Annotated in this window: 12 protein-coding genes; 4 read left to right on the forward strand and 8 right to left on the reverse strand. The window is 71.8% G+C overall.

The genetic code is table 11. The features are described 5' to 3' along the window. Positions 1-19: 19 nt before the first annotated feature. Both AB0C26_RS45290 and AB0C26_RS45295 read right to left on the reverse strand, forming a co-directional pair. Positions 20-247, reverse strand: coding sequence for a VOC family protein (locus tag AB0C26_RS45290; RefSeq protein WP_360261278.1), 228 nt, complete (start codon positions 245-247; stop codon positions 20-22). Between the two features lie 18 nt (positions 248-265). Then, the gene (locus tag AB0C26_RS45295) at positions 266-925 is read right to left on the reverse strand and encodes a Bax inhibitor-1 family protein (protein WP_360261254.1); all 660 of its coding nucleotides are present in this window, start codon (positions 923-925) and stop codon (positions 266-268) included. Between the two features lie 215 nt (positions 926-1,140). Between AB0C26_RS45295 and AB0C26_RS45300 the strand changes: the two genes are divergently transcribed. Next, the gene (locus AB0C26_RS45300; RefSeq protein WP_360261256.1) at positions 1,141-6,462 is read left to right on the forward strand and encodes a GH92 family glycosyl hydrolase; all 5,322 of its coding nucleotides are present in this window, start codon (positions 1,141-1,143) and stop codon (positions 6,460-6,462) included. 46 nt (positions 6,463-6,508) lie between these two features. Here the strand turns inward: AB0C26_RS45300 and AB0C26_RS45305 are convergent, their stop codons facing one another. Together AB0C26_RS45305 and AB0C26_RS45310 are read right to left on the reverse strand one after the other, a co-directional pair. Beyond that, positions 6,509-7,459, reverse strand: a complete 951-nt coding sequence (locus tag AB0C26_RS45305; RefSeq protein WP_360261258.1) for a hypothetical protein — start codon at positions 7,457-7,459, stop codon at positions 6,509-6,511. 69 nt (positions 7,460-7,528) lie between these two features. Next, positions 7,529-7,957, reverse strand: coding sequence for a hypothetical protein (locus AB0C26_RS45310; protein ID WP_360261260.1), 429 nt, complete (start codon positions 7,955-7,957; stop codon positions 7,529-7,531). Between the two features lie 288 nt (positions 7,958-8,245). Between AB0C26_RS45310 and AB0C26_RS45315 the strand changes: the two genes are divergently transcribed. Genes AB0C26_RS45315 through AB0C26_RS45325 form a run of 3 tightly spaced genes read left to right on the forward strand, consistent with a single transcriptional unit; the run spans position 8,246 to position 11,545 of the window. Beyond that, positions 8,246-9,661, forward strand: a complete 1,416-nt coding sequence (locus tag AB0C26_RS45315) for a peptidoglycan-binding domain-containing protein (protein WP_360261262.1) — start codon at positions 8,246-8,248, stop codon at positions 9,659-9,661. Further along, complete coding sequence (locus tag AB0C26_RS45320) at positions 9,658-10,326, forward strand: ABC transporter ATP-binding protein (protein WP_360261264.1); 669 nt, start codon at positions 9,658-9,660, stop codon at positions 10,324-10,326. The genes AB0C26_RS45315 and AB0C26_RS45320 overlap by 4 nt, the downstream gene beginning before the upstream one ends. After that, positions 10,319-11,545 carry an ABC transporter permease gene (locus AB0C26_RS45325; protein WP_360261266.1) on the forward strand — a complete coding sequence of 409 codons (1,227 nt, stop codon included), beginning with the start codon at positions 10,319-10,321 and terminating at the stop codon, positions 11,543-11,545. Before AB0C26_RS45320 ends, AB0C26_RS45325 begins: the two co-directional genes overlap by 8 nt. Before the next feature lie 463 nt (positions 11,546-12,008). Here the strand turns inward: AB0C26_RS45325 and AB0C26_RS45330 are convergent, their stop codons facing one another. From AB0C26_RS45330 to AB0C26_RS45345, 4 genes are read right to left on the reverse strand one after another with little or no spacing between them, the layout of a single operon-like run. Next, the gene (locus AB0C26_RS45330) at positions 12,009-12,653 is read right to left on the reverse strand and encodes a response regulator transcription factor (RefSeq protein WP_360261268.1); all 645 of its coding nucleotides are present in this window, start codon (positions 12,651-12,653) and stop codon (positions 12,009-12,011) included. 1 nt (position 12,654) lies between these two features. Beyond that, positions 12,655-13,863, reverse strand: a complete 1,209-nt coding sequence (locus tag AB0C26_RS45335) for a sensor domain-containing protein (protein WP_360261270.1) — start codon at positions 13,861-13,863, stop codon at positions 12,655-12,657. A 44-nt stretch (positions 13,864-13,907) separates the two neighbouring features. Further along, complete coding sequence (locus tag AB0C26_RS45340) at positions 13,908-15,188, reverse strand: ABC transporter permease (protein ID WP_360261272.1); 1,281 nt, start codon at positions 15,186-15,188, stop codon at positions 13,908-13,910. Beyond that, complete coding sequence (locus AB0C26_RS45345; RefSeq protein ID WP_360261274.1) at positions 15,185-15,895, reverse strand: ABC transporter ATP-binding protein; 711 nt, start codon at positions 15,893-15,895, stop codon at positions 15,185-15,187. Before AB0C26_RS45345 ends, AB0C26_RS45340 begins: the two co-directional genes overlap by 4 nt. Positions 15,896-16,037: the final 142 nt, after the last annotated feature.

Raw genomic sequence — 16,037 nt, forward strand, 5'->3', positions numbered from 1 at the left:
CGGGCCGCCTTCGACGAGGTCAGAGCGGGCGGTGCTCGACGAGGCCGACCAGGTTGTTCTCGGTGTCGCGGAGGAAAGCGTGGACCTCCTCGGTGCCGGGTGGGCCGAGGAGGGCGTCGTGGTGGGTGAAGATGACGTGGGGCTCGGACTCGATCGGGGTGCCGGCGGCGCGGAGGCGGTCGACGGTGGCGGTGACGTCGTCGACCAGGAAGTAGTGCAGGGCCGAGGGGGCGCCGCGGTCCAGCAGGAGGCGCTGGCCGCGGGGTCAGCGGCTGCCGCCCCGGAAGATGCGCAGGAAGAACAGGAAGACGTTGAGGATGTCCAGGAAGATGGCGGCGGCCATGAGCGGGGCGACTTCGACGTTCGAGGAGCGGCGCAGGCGCTGGAAGTCGACCATGATGAAGCCGGCGAAGATGACCAGGCCGAGGATCGAGTAGATCAGCGAGCCGTACGGGATGTTGACGAAGATCAGCACGATGCCGAAGACGATCAGGGCGAGCAGGGCCCAGAAGCAGATGCGGGCCACGGCGCTCAGGTCCCGCCGGGTGGCGTAGCCGGCGGCGCCGAAGCCGGCCACGAACAGGGCCGTGGCGGCGCCCGCCTGCCAGACGGCCTGCGGGTCGGTGGTGGCGTAGTAGACGATCGTGGGGGCGACCGCCACGCCCATCAGCAGGCCGAACGCGGCCAGCAGGGCGACCGTGGCCGGCCGGGACCTCCGTACGCTGAACTGCATGGCGATCAGGGCGGCGAACGCGCCCAGCCAGGCCAGGAAGGCGGCCAGGCCGGACAGGTCGCGGCCCAGGTAGGCGCCGAGGGCGAACAGCGCGGTGGTCGCGGCGACGTAGCCCATCGTCTGGGCGAACAGGGTGCGGCCCCGGTCGCGGGCGGCGGCCACGGCCGGACGGTAGGCGTAGGTCTCATCCATGTCATCACTCTGTACCGGCGGCAACGTGCGGAAATCCTTCGCCGGGGATGAGGTACGCGTGGTGTTGGACCAGCGTCCATGGCGGCCCACGCCGTCGAGGGGATGGCCACAGGGGCCAAGCCGGATTTGTTTCGGGCCGATTTCGAGAAGTTTTCTTGACAACGTTGTCAGGCGGAGGTGAAGCTGGCGATCTTCGATTACATAGTGGAGTAGGCATGAACCCTGTCCTGCCACGGCGGTGGGTTGCCGTCGCCGGTGCGCTTCTGCTACCGATAGGCCTGTTCGGCATCCCCACCGCGGCCAGCGCAGCCGTGAAACCCGGCAGTTTCGGCTCGTCGTTCGAGACCGGCGACCAGCAGCCGGCGGCCAGCACCGCCGAGCTCGACGCGGCCGGCGAACCGGTACAGGGCAACCTGACCGGCTCGATCCGCACCGGGCTCCCCGGCAGCCTTCTCGGCCAGGTCACCGCGGTGACCGCCAGCGGCGAGAACGCGCCGAACGAGACCGCGGTGAAGCTCAAGGACGGCGACACGTCGACCAAGTGGCTGGTCTTCAGCCCGACCGGCTGGGCCGCCTACCAGCTGGCGGCGCCGGTCACCGTCGTCAAGTACTCGCTGACCTCGGCCAACGACGCGCCCGGGCGCGACCCCAAGGACTTCGCGCTGCAGGGCTCGAACGACGGCTCGGCCTGGAAGGATCTGGACAAGCGGACCGGCCAGAGCTTCGGCGGGCGGTACGCGACGAACACGTACACCTTCACCAACACCACGCCGTACGCCTACTACCGGCTGAACGTCACCGCCAACTCCGGTGACTCGCTGGTGCAGCTGGCCGACTGGGACATCAGCGACGGCTCGAACGTGCTGCCGCCGTCCACCCCGATGGTCAGCGTCGTCGCCGACGGGCCGGTCCGCGGGGCCAACATGCTGCCGAAGGCCGGGTTCACCGGTGTCGCGTCGCTGCGGTACGCCGGCGGTTCCGAGGTGGACGGGCGCTCGTACGCCACCAACAAGCTCTTCGACGTCACCATCCCGGTCGGCCCGAAGTCGCGGCTGAGCTACAAGATCTTCCCCGAGCTCACCGGGGAGAACCTGCAGTACCCGTCGACCTTCGCGGCCCTCGACCTGCACTTCACCGACGGCAGCTACCTGAGCAAGCGCTCGCCGGTCGACCAGCACGGCAACGCGCTCACCGCGGCCGGGCAGGGCGCGGCCAAGGCGCTGTTCGCCGACGAGTGGAACGCGGTGCAGACCGACCTCGGCGCCGTCGCCAACGGCAAGACGATCGACCGGATCCTGCTCTCGTACGACAATCCGGGCGCGACCGCCGCGACGCGGTTCCAGGGCTGGATCGACGACGTCACCGTCACCGGTACGCCGGCGGCCATCGACGGCTCGGTCCTCACCAACTACGTCGACACGCGCCGCGGCACCAACGCGACCGGCGGCTTCTCGCGCGGCAACAACCTGCCGCTGTCGGCCGTGCCGAACGGCTTCAACTTCCTCACGCCGGTCACCAACGCCACGTCCGATTCCTGGGAGTACGACTACCAGCGCGCCAACAACGCGGCCAACCTCCCGCTGTTGCAGGGTCTCGCGATCTCGCACGAGCCCAGCCCGTGGATGGGTGACCGCAACCAGATGTCGATCATGCCGGTGCTCGCGGGTGGCAACACCACCGGGACGCCGAGCACCCGGGCCGTCCCGTTCAGCCACGACGACGAGATCGCCCGGCCCGACTTCTACAGCGTCAAGCTGCGCAACGGCCTGACCGCGCGGATGGCGCCCACCGACCACGCCGCGATCATGGACTTCACGTTCCCGGCCGGGCAGACCATCGGTGCCCTCGTCTTCCACAACGGGACCTTCACGTACGCCGCGGACGGCACCTTCACCGGCTGGGTGGACAACGGCAGCGGTCTGTCCGCCGGCCGGAGCCGGATGTTCGTGTACGGCGCCTTCGACCGCGCGCCGACCGGCACGGCGGCCGCGTCCGCCACCTTCGACCTGGCCGCGAACCCGCGGGTGACCGTGCGCTTCGCGACGTCGTTCCTCTCGGTCGACCAGGCCCACAAGAACCTCGACCTCGAGGCCACCGGCAAGAGCTTCGACGAGATCAGGGCCGCCGCCACCGCCGCGTGGCAGGACCGGCTGGACCGGATCTCGGTCAAGGGCGCCACCGAGACGCAGCTGGTCAGCCTCTACTCGAACCTGTACCGGCTGAACCTCTACCCGAACTCGCAGTCGGAGAACACCGGCACCGCGGCCGCGCCGCGCTGGCAGTACGCGAGCCCGGTGTCGGCGGCGACCGGCGCGTCGACCGCCACCACGACCGGCGCCAAGGTCGCCGACGGCCAGATCTACGTCAACAACGGGTTCTGGGACACCTACCGCACGGTCTGGCCGGCCTACACGCTGCTCTACCCGGACATCGCCGGGAAGATCGCCGACGGGTTCGTCCAGCAGTACCGCGACGGGGGCTGGGTCGCCCGGTGGTCGTCGCCCGGCTACGCCGACCTGATGACCGGCACCAGTGCGAACGTGGCGCTCGCCGAGGCGTACGTCAATTATGTGAAGCTCCCCGACCCCCTCGCCGCCTACGACTCGGCCGTGAAGGACGCGACAGTGGCCTCGGGCCGCGGCGCGGTCGGCCGCAAGGGCATCGAGACCTCGCTGTTCCTCGGCTACACGCCGACCACGACCGGCGAGTCGGTGTCCTGGGCCCTCGAAGGGTTCATCAACGACTACGGCATCGGCAACATGGCGTACGACCTCTCGCGTGACCCGGCCACGCCGAAGGCGCGACGGGCGCAGCTGGCCGAGGAGTCGACGTACTTCCTCAACCGGGCCCGCAACTACGTCAACATGTTCGACCCGAAGTCGAAGTTCTTCCAGGGCCGCACCGCCACCGGCACGTTCCTCGACAGCAACCCGCTCGACTGGGGCGGCGCCTACACCGAGACCAACGGCTGGAACTTCGCTTTCACCGCGCCGCAGGACGGTCAGGGACTGGCGAATCTGTACGGCGGCCGGGAGGCCCTGGAGAAGAAGCTCGACGAGTTCTTCGCCACGCCGGAGAAGGCCGACCACCCCGGCGGCTACGGCGGCATCATCCACGAGATCCTCGAGGCGCGCGCGGTCCGGATGGGCCAGCTCGGCATGAGCAACCAGCCCTCGCACCACATTCCCTACATGTACGACTACGTGGGCGCCCCGGCCAAGACGCAGTCCCTGGTCCGCGAGATCCTGCGCCGCCTCTACGTCGGCAGTGAGATCGGGCAGGGCTACCTGGGCGACGAGGACAACGGCGAGATGTCGTCCTGGTACATCCTCAGCTCGCTCGGCCTGTACCCGTTGCAGGTCGGCTCGTCGGGCTGGGCGTTCGGCTCGCCGCAGTTCACCCAGATGACCGTGCACCGCCCGGGCGGCGACCTCACGGTCAAGGCCACCAACAACAGCACCAAGAACGTGTACGTGCAGAGCGTGAAGGTCGACGGCCGCAAGTACACCTCGACCACGGTCGACTCGTCGATCTTCCGGACGGGCAGCACCATCGAGTTCGCGATGGGACCGAACCCGTCGTCGTGGGGCTCCGCGGCCAAGGACGCCCCGCCGTCGCTGACCGAGGGCACCGAGAAGCCGAAGCCGTTGCAGGACACCACCGGCCCCGGCCTCGGCACCACGAACGCGGCGCAGCTGTTCGACGACTCGTCGAGCACGCAGCTGACCTTCGACTCGGCCACGCCGACGGTCACCTGGGCCTACCGGGGTGGCAAGCAGACGCCGACCTACTACACGCTCACCTCGGGCGCGGTGGCCGGCGACCCCACGGACTGGAAACTCCAGGGGTCCAAGGACGGGGTCACGTGGACCACAGTGGACTCGCGCAAGGGTGAGGTCTTCGCGTGGCGTAACCAGACCCGGCCGTTCGCCATCGCCAAGCCGGGCAGCTTCTCGCAGTTCCGCTTGGTCGTCGGTAAATCAAGCGCCGCTTCGGTTTCACTCGCGGAGATCGAGCTGCTTGCGGGCGGCGACGTCGAGCTCGGCGGCGGAGCGGTCACCGTGGACGGCGTGTCCGCGGTGCCGGCCACCTCGGGCGCGGCGGTGTCGGTGCCGCTGGCCACGGTCACGGGCGGCACGGCGAGCGGATACAAGGCGACGATCGACTGGGGTGACGGCACGCCGGTCACCGCCGGCACGACGGCGCTCAGCTCGCGGGCGGTCTACAGCGTCAGCGGTTCCCACACGTACGCCGAGCCCGGTTACTACCAGGCCTCGGTCACCGTGACCGACGGCGTCAGCCAGGGCTCGGCCACGGTCGGGGTGGACGTGGCGTACGCGCCGGCGGGCGGGCTCGTCCGGGCGTTCGACAACGTCTGCATCGGCGAGGACGGGGTGCGGGCGGCCAACTGCGACGCCAAGAACTGGGCGTACTCGGCCACGGCGCTCGCCGCGGCCGGTGTCACGCCGGGCAAGCAGGCCACGGTGCCCGGAACCGCGCTGCACTTCACCCCGCCGGCCATCCCGGCCGGGCAGCCGGACAACGCGACCGGCAACGGCCGGACGATCACGCTCAACCTGCCCGCCGACGCCAAGAGCATCTCGTTCATCGGGGCCGGCACCCAGGGCAACCAGAGCACGACCGGCGTCGCCAGGTTCTCCGACGGCACCACGGCATCCCTTCCGATCCAGATGAGCGACTGGACGCTCGGGGGCAACCCCAACGGCACTCCGTCGTACGGGAATGTGATCGTGGCCAAGTCGGCGTACCGCCTGCTGGGCACGAGCCGGGACAACGCGCAGCCGTTCCTGTTCGCCACCGCGCCCTACCAGATCCCGGCCGGCAAGACGCTCGTCTCGGTGACCCTCCCGACGCAGTCCGGTGACCCCGGCTCGGCGGGACGGATCCACGTGTTCGCGGTGGCCGACGACGGCACGCCGCCGCCGGCGCTCGAGCTGACGGCACCGGCCGACCAGACGGCCACCGCCGGCCAGTCGCTGACGGCCCAGCTGGGCACGACGACCGGCACGAACGCCCGCGTCCAGTGGGGCGACGGCACGGCGCCGGCCGGCGCCACGGTCACCGGCGGGGCGATCAGCGGTGCGCACACGTACGCCCAGGCCGGCACCTACACGGTGCACGTGACCGCGTGGGACGCGCAGTCGAGCCGGACGGCCACCTTCACCGTGACGGTGACCGGCACGGCGTCGGCGGCGACGGCGACCACCCTCAAGGCCGCCGCCGAGTCCGCTCCGCCGGCCACGGCCCCGGAGGCGTCCCTGTCGGTCACGTCGGGCCCGCGCGGCACGGCGATCACGGTCGACGGTTCGGGCTTCGCCCCGAACGAGACGGTCACCGGCACCTTCGGTGACGGCCTCACCACCACGACCCTGCGGGCCAACGCCGACGGCATCGTCTCGGGCGAGACCGTCAGCGTCCCCGGCGCGGCCAAGCCCGGCGCCACCGGCGTCACTCTGACCGGCGCCGAGTCGGCGGCCACGGTGAAGCTGCCGTTCACGGTGACCGGAACGGACTGACGGTAATTCCTGAATGGGCCGGCCGTGATCACGGCCGGCCCATTTTTTACGCCCCCTCGGCGAGCACCTTCGCCGCCTTTTCGGCGATCACGTCGAATCGTTTCTTCTCTTCGGTCAGCGTCGTCAGGTTCCGCTGAATGAGGACCTTTTCGTAGGCCACCTCGACGCCATGCCAGATGCTGATCAGATCGACCTTCTTTTTGCAGGCCACGTCGGCGACCGCCGTGTTCGTCTCCTCTCCGGCGGTCGGCTTCGGCCACACCTTGTCGATCGGCTCCCAGGGACTCTGATAATTGAATCCCCGATCTTTCATGCATTGGGACCAGGCTTGGTAGGCCCCCGTCACCCGGGAGTCGGCCTGTGCCTGATGGCTGGCGCTGTCGGCGATGCCGCGCACCGTGGGCGACTCCTGCGGATTCTCGTTGGCGCGCAGCCCGAGCGTGCGCGTCGCCTCGCCGCGGCAGCCGCCGACCGGCACCTTCCGGCCGTTGCGGACGAGGTCGGCCGGCGGGTGAGCGGGGTCGCCGATCCGGCCCTGCGGCCAGCCCGAGACCACTGTCATGTCGTCGCGGGAGATCGGTTCCGCTTCGGCGGCCGCGGGGGCGGCCGGCGCCTGCCCCGGCGGCACCTGGTAGCCCCAGCGCTGGGCCTCGGCCGAATCGGTCACGCCGTACAGGTGGCGGTAGCTCAGCACCGGCTCGATCGCCCGTAGCTGGACCGGGACGGTCACCGCGAACTGCTTCGCGCACCGCGCTATCAGAATCTGCGTCGCGTTCTCGATGGCCAGGCTCTGCGACGCGGTCGCGCGGTAGGCGTCGACCGGGAACGTGAGCCCGGCCGGGCCGTCGGTGGACGGGGTGAAGGTGGCGGGCGGCGGGCTGTCCACAGTGAACCGGCTGCGGTCGCCGGCCGGTGGCGCGGCATGGGAACCGCAGGCCGAGGCGCAGATGGTCAGGACGATTCCCGCCGCGACGAAGCGTGCGGCTCTCAACAACACAGTGACTCCCCCGTGAGGCGTGAAGCCGCCGGCGCCCGGCGCCGGGCGCCGGCGACTCCGGTCAAGCGGCTAGACGAGCGAGAACGACCGCTCGTTGTTGATGGTCACGCCCTGGTTGTGGCCGATCCAGGTGTTCGGCGGCAGGGTGTCGTAACGGCCCCACCAGCCCGCGTGCTCCCAGATCCGCAGCGAGTAGCTGAAGTCGCCGTTGAGCTCGGACCCGGCGGCGTTGCCGATGCCCTTGCCCTTGCCGTCACTGCTGGGCGTCGACGTCATGAAGACCACCCAGGGGTTCATCACGTCGTTCACCGAGTTGTCGGAGATGCCGACGTACGAGCCCTTGAGGCCGTCCCGATAGAAGAAGCAGGCGTCGCCGTTGCCGTTGTACGCGCCGTAGCAGTCGGCGTGCGCGTCGGTGGCGAGCGCCGGTGTCGACAAGCCGACGGCTCCCGCGGTGACCACCGCGGTGCCCACGAGCGCAGCAATGATTCTGCGCATTTTTCCTCCCCGTGTGTGCAATCGAACCTTCTGACCTTGCATGCGTTCCCTGAGGTGCATGGCTCCGGCCGGAACCCCGTCGATTACGACTTGGTTCTGGATGCTAGGCGTCTCATTTACATTCCGGCAAGGCCGCTCCCCGGAATGGCAGAAACCTGCAACGGGCAGCCCGGTTCACCTTTCGATCATCCCGTCGATGATCGAAATGCGAACGGGATTGCGAAGGCGCGGCAAGCGGGACGATGATAGAAACAGGCCAATGTGAGATCCGAATCCACGGGGGAAACGATGACCACGCAGGTCGGCCCGTCCATGTCTGTCCGCGGCCCTGGTTTTCGGCGGCACCGCTTCCTGATCGCGGTGGTCGTCACCACGGCCCTGTTCGCCACCGCCGGCCTGATCGCCTCGACACGGGTGAAGTCACCGGCCCAGCTCGCCGCCGAGCACGGCCCGCCGGCGCCGAGCGCGCTGACCGCCGCCGTGACCGAGCAGGTGCTTCGCAAGAGTGTGGTGCTGCGCGGCACGGTCGCCGCCGAGTCCTCCCTGACCGTCACCCCGACCGCGGCGCAGGGCGCCAGCGCTCTGGTGGTCACGCGTACCCCGGCCCGGCAGGGCGCCGCCGTGGCCGCCGGCAAGGTCCTCGTCGAGGTGTCGGGCCGGCCGCTCATCGCGCTGCCCGGCGCGGTGCCCGCCTACCGCGACCTGCGCCCCGGTGACCGCGGCGGGGACGTCGCCCAGCTGCAGAAGGCGTTGCGGAGCCTCGGATACGCCGACCGGGACCCGCGGGGCGAGTTCGGGCCGGGCACCAAACGGGCTGTCACCAGGCTCTACCAGAAGCTGGGCTACAACGTGCCGACCACAGGCGGCGCGGAGACCACGCCGCGGACCGCGGAGCGCGCCGTCACCCAGGCGCGGCGGGCGGTGTCGAGCGCGGAGGAGGCGGCCGCTCAGGCCGAGAGCGGCCTGACGGCGGCCCGGGCCGCCACCCCGGCCGACCCGGGCGCGGTCGCCCGGGCGAAGCAGGAACGCGACCGGGCGAAGGAAACCCTGACCTACGCGAGGGAGGATTTCGCGGCCGCGAAACAGGACCAGGCCCGGCTGGTCGCCACCACCGGCGCCATGATGCCGCTCAACGAGTTCGTCTTCGTGCCGCGCTTCCCGGCGCGGCTGGAGCGGCTGCGCGGGGGCGTCGGCGCCCCGGTGACCGCGCCGCTCGTCACGCTCAACACCGGGAAGCTCGCCGTCCGGGGCATCCTCCCGCCGACCGAGAAGTCCTTGGTGAAGCCCGGCATGGCGGTGCGGCTCGACGCCGAGCAGCTCAACCAGCGCGGCACCGGTTCGGTGACCGCGATCGGCGCCTACGAGGCGGGTGGCACGGCCGGTCCCGGGCAGGACCCGGCCGCCGCCCGCCCGGCCGGCCATCCGCTGACGGTCACCCCGAAGCCGGCGCTGCCCGAGGGCTGGCTCGGTCAGGACGTCCGCATCTCCGTCGACGCCGCGTCGACCGGCGGCCCGGTGCTCGTCGTGCCGGTGGCCGCGGTGTCGGCCGGTCAGGACGGCGGCACCGCGGTCACCGTCCTGGACGCCTCCGGCGGGCGCACCCGCGTACCCGTCGCCGCCGGGCTCGACGCCAACGGCCTCGTCGAGGTGCGCCCGGCCGCCGGCGCCCGGCTCCGCGCCGGTGACGAGGTGGTGATCGGGTGAACGTCCTGGAACTGACCCGCGTGAGCCGCGCCTACCCGGGCCCGCCGCCGGTGCACGCGCTGCTGCCGGTCGACCTCACCGTGGCGGCCGGTGAGTTCCTGGCCGTGATCGGCCCGTCCGGCTCCGGAAAGTCGACGCTGCTCAACCTGCTCGGTCTCCTCGACCGGCCGAACGAGGGCACCCTCCGCCTCGACGGCGTCGACACGCAATCGCTGCGTGAAAGGGAACGCACCGCGCTGCGGGGCCGCCGGATCGGCTTCGTCTTCCAGTCCTTCCACCTCATCCCGCACCGAACGGCGACGGAGAACGTGGCCCTGGCCCAGCTCTACAGTGGAGTCGCGGCCCGGGAGCGCACCCGGACCGCCCGGCAGACGCTGAGCCGGGTCGGGTTGTCCCATCGACTCGACGCCTTCCCGGCCACGATGTCCGGCGGCGAGTGCCAGCGGGTCGCCATCGCCCGGGCGCTGGTCAACCGGCCCAGTCTGCTGCTGTGCGACGAGCCGACCGGCAACCTCGACTCGGTCACCTCGGCCACGGTGCTCGACCTGCTCGACCAGGTACACGCCGACGGGGTCACCATCGTCATGATCACCCACGACGCCGCGGTCGCCGCCCGCGCCGAACGGGTCGTGGGCATCCGCGACGGGCGGCTCACCGATGCCTAGCCCGATCAAGCCGTCCCGCCTGCGCGCCCGCGACCTGGCCGGCGAGGCGCTGGCCGGCGTCGGCCAGCGGCCCGGCCGCACCCTGCTCACCATGATCGGCACGATCCTCGGCGTCGGCGCCTTCACGCTGACCCTCGGCCTGACCTCCACCGCCTCCGGCCAGATCTCCCGCGACTTCACCGAGCTGGCCGCCACCCAGGTCGTCGTGCAGGACGTCGGAACCCCGCACGACCGTGAGGTGCGGCGTACGGTCGACGACTTCCCGGCCGACGCCGACGCCCGGATCGAACGCCTCAACGGCGTGGTGCACGCCGGGGTGACCTGGCCCGTCTTCAGCAAGAAGCAGCCCCAGGTGTCGGCGTCGCCGATCGCGCCGTCCCATCCCATCGCCACCGACGCGGTGTCACCGGGCTACCTGCGGGCGCTGCACCCGGCCCTGAGAAGCGGCGTGCTCTTCGACCGCTTCCACGACCAGCGCAAGCTTCGGGTCGCGGTGCTGGGCTCCGCGGCCGCGGCCCAGCTCGGCATAGCCAACGTCGCGTCCGCGCCGGCCGTCTTCGTCGACGGCGTCGGATACACCGTCGTGGGAATCCTCGACGCCGTCCAGCGCAACCCGGACGCCCTGCTCAAGGTGCTGCTCCCGGCCGGCACGGCCCGCGCCGAGTACGGACCGCCGAGCGTCGACACCCCACCGGGCATGCTGATCGAGACCCGCCTCGGCGCCGCCCCGCTGATCGCCGCCCAGGCGCCGCGCGCCCTGCGCCCCGACCGGCCCGAGTTGCTGGCCGCCACACCCCCGCCGGACCCACGCCAGATCCAGGACCAGGTCGCCGGCAACCTCGACACCCTGTTCCTGCTGCTCGCCGGCCTGACCCTGATCATCGGCGCGGCCGGCATCACGAACACCACACTGGTCGCCGTCATGGAGAGAACCAACGAGATCGGCATCAGGCGCTCGCTGGGCGCCCGCCCCCGCCACATCGCGTGGCAGTTCCTGACCGAGTCGGCCCTGCTCGGCACCCTGGGCGGCCTGGTCGGCTGCACGATCGGCGTGTGCGTCACGGTGGTCGTCGCCCTGGCCAACCAGTGGACGGCGGTCCTCGACCCGGCCACCACCCTGGCCGCCCCACTGATCGGCACGGTGACCGGCCTCCTCGCCGGCGCCTACCCAGCGCTGCGCGCCGCCCGCATCGAACCGCTCGAGGCCCTGCGCCGCTAGCTGGCACCGCCCCCGCCCCGACGAAGCGCGGACACCGCAGCACCGCCGTCATGCGAACGTCCCCGAGAGCCAGCCGATCGGCGGGCCGATCGCAATCGCGGCCGGTGCGCCGACTCGTGGGATCAGGATCCGTGGAACATCGGCCGATGGCGATGACTGATCTCTCCGAACACCTGCGTCGCCAGTAGGACGAGAAAGTCAGATGGAAGCACGTCTGGGAGTTTCGCGAGGAGTATCGGTGGGAGCCGGCCGAAAAGTGCCCGCCACTCTTCCGCGAAGAGCCGTCGCCCACCGGCGACGATCATGGGGACGCTCTGCTGGCCGCCCTCGCGCCGGCCGCTTTCCGCAAGCACGGCGTCTAGCTCTCGGCCCACGACCGGGACGCCGGATGAGTAGCGACGGCCGGCCGGGACGGGCAGAACCCGAGTGCGCACCGTGGACCTGACGCGGCTTGGCGGATCGGTCAGGAGCGTAGGTAGCGCAGGACGGCCAGGACTCGGCGGTGGTCGGTGCGGGCCTGGGGGAGGTCGAGCTTGGTGAAGATGGCCGTCACGTGCTTCTCCACGCTGCGCTCCACCAGATGCAGGTGTTCGGCTATGGCCACGTTGGAGCGCCCCTCGGCCAGCAGGGCCAGGATCTCGCGTTCGCGGTCGCTGAGGCGGGCCAGGCCGGCGTCGACGGCGGGGGTGGCCAGGAGCTGGCGCACCACCTCGGGGTCGAGGGCGGTGCCGCCGCCGGCCACGCGGCGCAGGGCGCCGATGAACTCGCTGGTGCTGACGATGCGGTCCTTCAGCAGGTAGCCGACGTGGCCGGTGTTGTCCGAGAGCAGGCGGCGCGCATAACCGGTCTCGACCCACTGCGAGAAGACCAGGACCCCGATTGCGGGGTACGCGGATCTGATCGTCAACGCCGCCCGCAAGCCTTCGTCCGTGTGCGTGGGCGGCATGCGCACGTCGACGACCGCGGCGTCCGGCGGGTCGGCGGCGACGGCCCGCAGCAGCGCCTCCGCGTCCGGGACGGCGGCCGTCACCTCGATGTCGTTCTCGCCGAGCAACAGGGCGATGCCGTCGCGGAGCAGCGGGTTGTCCTCGGCGATCATCACGCGCATGTCAGCCCTCCTCGGGGACGGTCATGGTCACAGTGGTCGGGCCGCCGGTGGGGGAGTCCACGGTCAGCTCGCCGTCGAGGGCCGCCGCCCGCCGCGCCAGGCCGGCGAGTCCGGTGCCCGTCCCGGTGGTGGCGGCCGCGCCGCCGTGGCCGTTGTCGGTCACCGTCAGGCGCAGGCGGCGGTCGCCGGCGCGCAGCTCGATGTGGGCCCTCGTCGCGCCGGCGTGGCGGGCGATGTTGGTCATCAGCTCGGCCGCGGCGAAGTAGAGCGCCGACGCCGTCGCGTCCGGTGGGCGGCCGGGTAGGGAGACGCTCACCTGGGTGGGGACGGCGCTGCGGGCGGCCAGGGTGGTCAGGGCGACCTCCAGGCCGTCGTCGAGGGCGGGCGGGTGCATTCCCCGTACGATGTCGCGAAGCTCCGCCAAAGCCTCGGTGACCGTGTCGCGGGCGTCGGAGGCCAGCGCGCGCACCGGGTCTTCCGAGCTGCGGGCCTCGATGCGGGACAGGGTCAGGCCCAGCGCGACCAGCCGGGCCTGGGTGCCGTCGTGCAGGTCGCGTTCCACCCGCCGCAGGAGCGCGGCGGCGTCCGACCGCAGGGCCGCGCGGCCGGCTTCCAGGGCGGCGATGCGTTGCTGGGCCCGGCTGGGGTGCAGCAGACCCCGGACGAGAAACCGGTCTGTCAGCACCATCAGGCGGAGCCACCATGGCGTGGCGAGCAGCAGCGCCAGGCCCTGCCCCGCCACCTGCCAGGTGCCGGCCCAGGAGTCGCTGTCGAACAGCCAGCCGTCGGGGACGGCCGGCCACCACAGGGGATAGGTGATGCCGATCGGGCCGAGCACCACGCAGACCAGGGCCGGGTAGGCGCCGGCGACCGTGATCGGCCAGTGGGCCAGGCAGTAGGCCAGGGCACGCCAGGCCGTCGGGTCGCTGGGCAACGCGCGGATCCGGCCCCACAGGGTTCGCCCGGCCAACGGCGGCGGGTCGCCCCACTCCCAGCCGAGCATCCGGTGGGCCGGGCCCCGGAAGTAGCGGGGGAGGAGCCGGGCCAGCGCCAGCACCCCGACCAGCAGGGGCAGGCCGACGGTCAGCACCGACGCGGCCGCGGCGACGACGCCGACCAGGGCCAGCGCGAACGGCGGCAGGCCGAGGACGACGCCGGACACCAGGTAGGCCAGCTCCCGCCAGGCGCGGCCGGTGGCCCACGCCGTCACCGCGGTCCCGGCGGTGGCGCCGGCCCGGCTCCAGCGGGCCGTGGTCAGGAGACCACCTCGATCGGCGGGCGGCGCATGGCCAGGGCGGCGGGCAGGGCGGTGCCGGCCAAGACCAGGGCGGCCGTGGCCAGGACGCCGGTCAGCAACCAGGTGGCGGGCACGTGCGGGGTCCAGGTGCCGAGAGCGGTGTGCAGCATCGGCAACGTCGTCGTGGCGGCCACGGCCGCGCCGACCACCAGGGCGGTTCCGGTCACGAGCAGAGCCTCGCAGATCACGACGGCGAGCGCGCGCCCCCTCGTCGCGCCGGCCAGCTGGGTGACGGCCAGATCGCGCCGGCGGGCCAGCACGACGGTCACCAGCGTGTTGACGGCGGCCACGGCGGCGAAGGCCACGTAGACGGCGGTTCCGGTGTATTCCAGCCAGGTCTCGGCGGCCGGTGCCGGCGTACCCGTCGCGTGCTCGGTGGTCTTCAAGATGATCACTTTGACCGCTGTGAACGCGATGGCCAGGGTCAGGGGCACCAGTGCGCCGGAGAGCGCTTTCGCCCGTACGTCAATCGTGTCTCCCGCCATCCGCCCGGTGTCGCCGAACGCCCGGGCCACCAGCGCGGTGAGCTTGAGCAGGGCCGGGCCGAGCAGTCCGGCGCCGACGCAGAGCGCGAGCATGACGAACAGACCCAGGTCGCCGGTGGTCTCCGCGTCCAGATCGGCGATCGCGACGGACAGCACCACCCCGCCGGCGACCAGGACAAGACCGGCGGCCGTACGGGTGAGGCCGATCCGCCGTCGCGGCGCACCCGACTCGGCCAGCGCCGCCGCCGGCCGCATCCGGGACGGGCGGATCGCGGCGATCAGCGCGCCGGCCAGCGAGGTGCCGACGGTGACGGCCAGCGCGATCGGGAGCGCGCCGGGATGAGAGTGGAAGGTCAGGTCGGCCGGGGCGAGCCCGTGCCCGACGACGCCGTCGATCCACAGCCGACCGCCGAAGGCGCCGAGCGGAACGCCGAGCAGAGTCGCGGGCACGGCGACGATGGCGGCCTGCAAGGCCACGGCCCGGCGCACCCGGCCCGGGGTGGCGCCGATCGCCCGTACCAGAGCGATGTCCCGGGCCTGCTGGGCGATGGTCGCGTTCATCGTCACGCCGACGATGATGATCGACAGATAGATGGCGATCATGACGAAGAGGACCGCCACGTCGGCCAGATCCCCTTCACCCACCGATTCGCCGATGCCGAGCCCCGCCGCGACCAGCGCGGCCGCCAGCAGCTGGGTGGAGAACGGGCCGAGGAACGACCACGGATTGCGCCGCAGCGCCTGCCGGATCACGCGGCCACCGCCCGCAGCCGGTCGGCGATGGCGGCCGCGTCCGGGGTGGCCGTGTCGGTGGTGACGGCGCCCTCCCGCAGCAGCACGAGGCGGTCACTCCAGGCGGCGGCGCCCGGATCGTGGGTCACCATCACCACCGTCACCCCGTCCCGGTCGACCGCCCCGCGCAGCAGACCGAGGATCTGGCCGCCGGTGGCCGGATCGAGCGCCCCCGTGGGCTCGTCCGCGAAGATCACCGACGGCCCGGTGATCAGCGCCCGGGCGATCGCCACCCGCTGCCGCTGCCCGCCGGAGAGCTCACCGACCGGCCGCTTCCCGGTCCCGGCCAGCCCGACCGCCGCCAGCACCTCGTCCACCCCGCGCCGCCGGGGCCCGCCCAGCCGCCCGGGAAGCCGCAGGTTCTGCGCCACGGTCAACTCGGACAGCAGGTTGTACGACTGGAACACGAACCCGACCCGATCCCGCCGCCATCGGGCGAGCGGCCCCTCCCGCATCCGGCTGACCTCCCGCCCGGCCAGCCGAACCGACCCGGAGCTGGGCCGGTCGAGCCCGGCCGCGCAGTGCAGCAGCGTGCTCTTGCCCGACCCGGTCGCCCCCATCACGGCGACGAACTCCCCGGCCCGTACGGCCAATGACACGTTCCGCAGAGCGACGATCCCCCGCGGAAACCGGCGGTCGACGTTCTCGAGTTGTACGACGTTCTCCATGCCGTCGAGCCTGGCCGGAACGGGCCCGCCGGTCATCGGTGCTGGCGCTAGCTTGAGTTTTAACGTGCAGCTGTGCGGCATCGACCCCGGCTGATCATGAGGACAGCCCTTGATCGATCATCTCTTCTTGTCTAGGGAAGAA

This window comes from Actinoplanes sp. NPDC048796, assembly GCF_040650035.1.
Lineage (GTDB): Bacteria > Actinomycetota > Actinomycetes > Mycobacteriales > Micromonosporaceae > Actinoplanes.

What these genes read in the sequence shown, in the direction of transcription:
- AB0C26_RS45295 (WP_360261254.1), bottom strand. Translation starts at nt 925, where the DNA reads ATGGATGAGACCTACGCCTACCGTCCGGCCGTGGCCGCCGCCCGCGAC.
- AB0C26_RS45310 (WP_360261260.1), bottom strand. Translation starts at nt 7,957, where the DNA reads ATGCGCAGAATCATTGCTGCGCTCGTGGGCACCGCGGTGGTCACCGCG.
- AB0C26_RS45330 (WP_360261268.1), bottom strand. Translation starts at nt 12,653, where the DNA reads ATGCGCGTGATGATCGCCGAGGACAACCCGCTGCTCCGCGACGGCATC.
- AB0C26_RS45325 (WP_360261266.1), top strand. Translation starts at nt 10,319, where the DNA reads ATGCCTAGCCCGATCAAGCCGTCCCGCCTGCGCGCCCGCGACCTGGCC.
- AB0C26_RS45300 (WP_360261256.1), top strand. Translation starts at nt 1,141, where the DNA reads ATGAACCCTGTCCTGCCACGGCGGTGGGTTGCCGTCGCCGGTGCGCTT.
- AB0C26_RS45345 (WP_360261274.1), bottom strand. Translation starts at nt 15,895, where the DNA reads ATGGAGAACGTCGTACAACTCGAGAACGTCGACCGCCGGTTTCCGCGG.
- AB0C26_RS45315 (WP_360261262.1), top strand. Translation starts at nt 8,246, where the DNA reads ATGACCACGCAGGTCGGCCCGTCCATGTCTGTCCGCGGCCCTGGTTTT.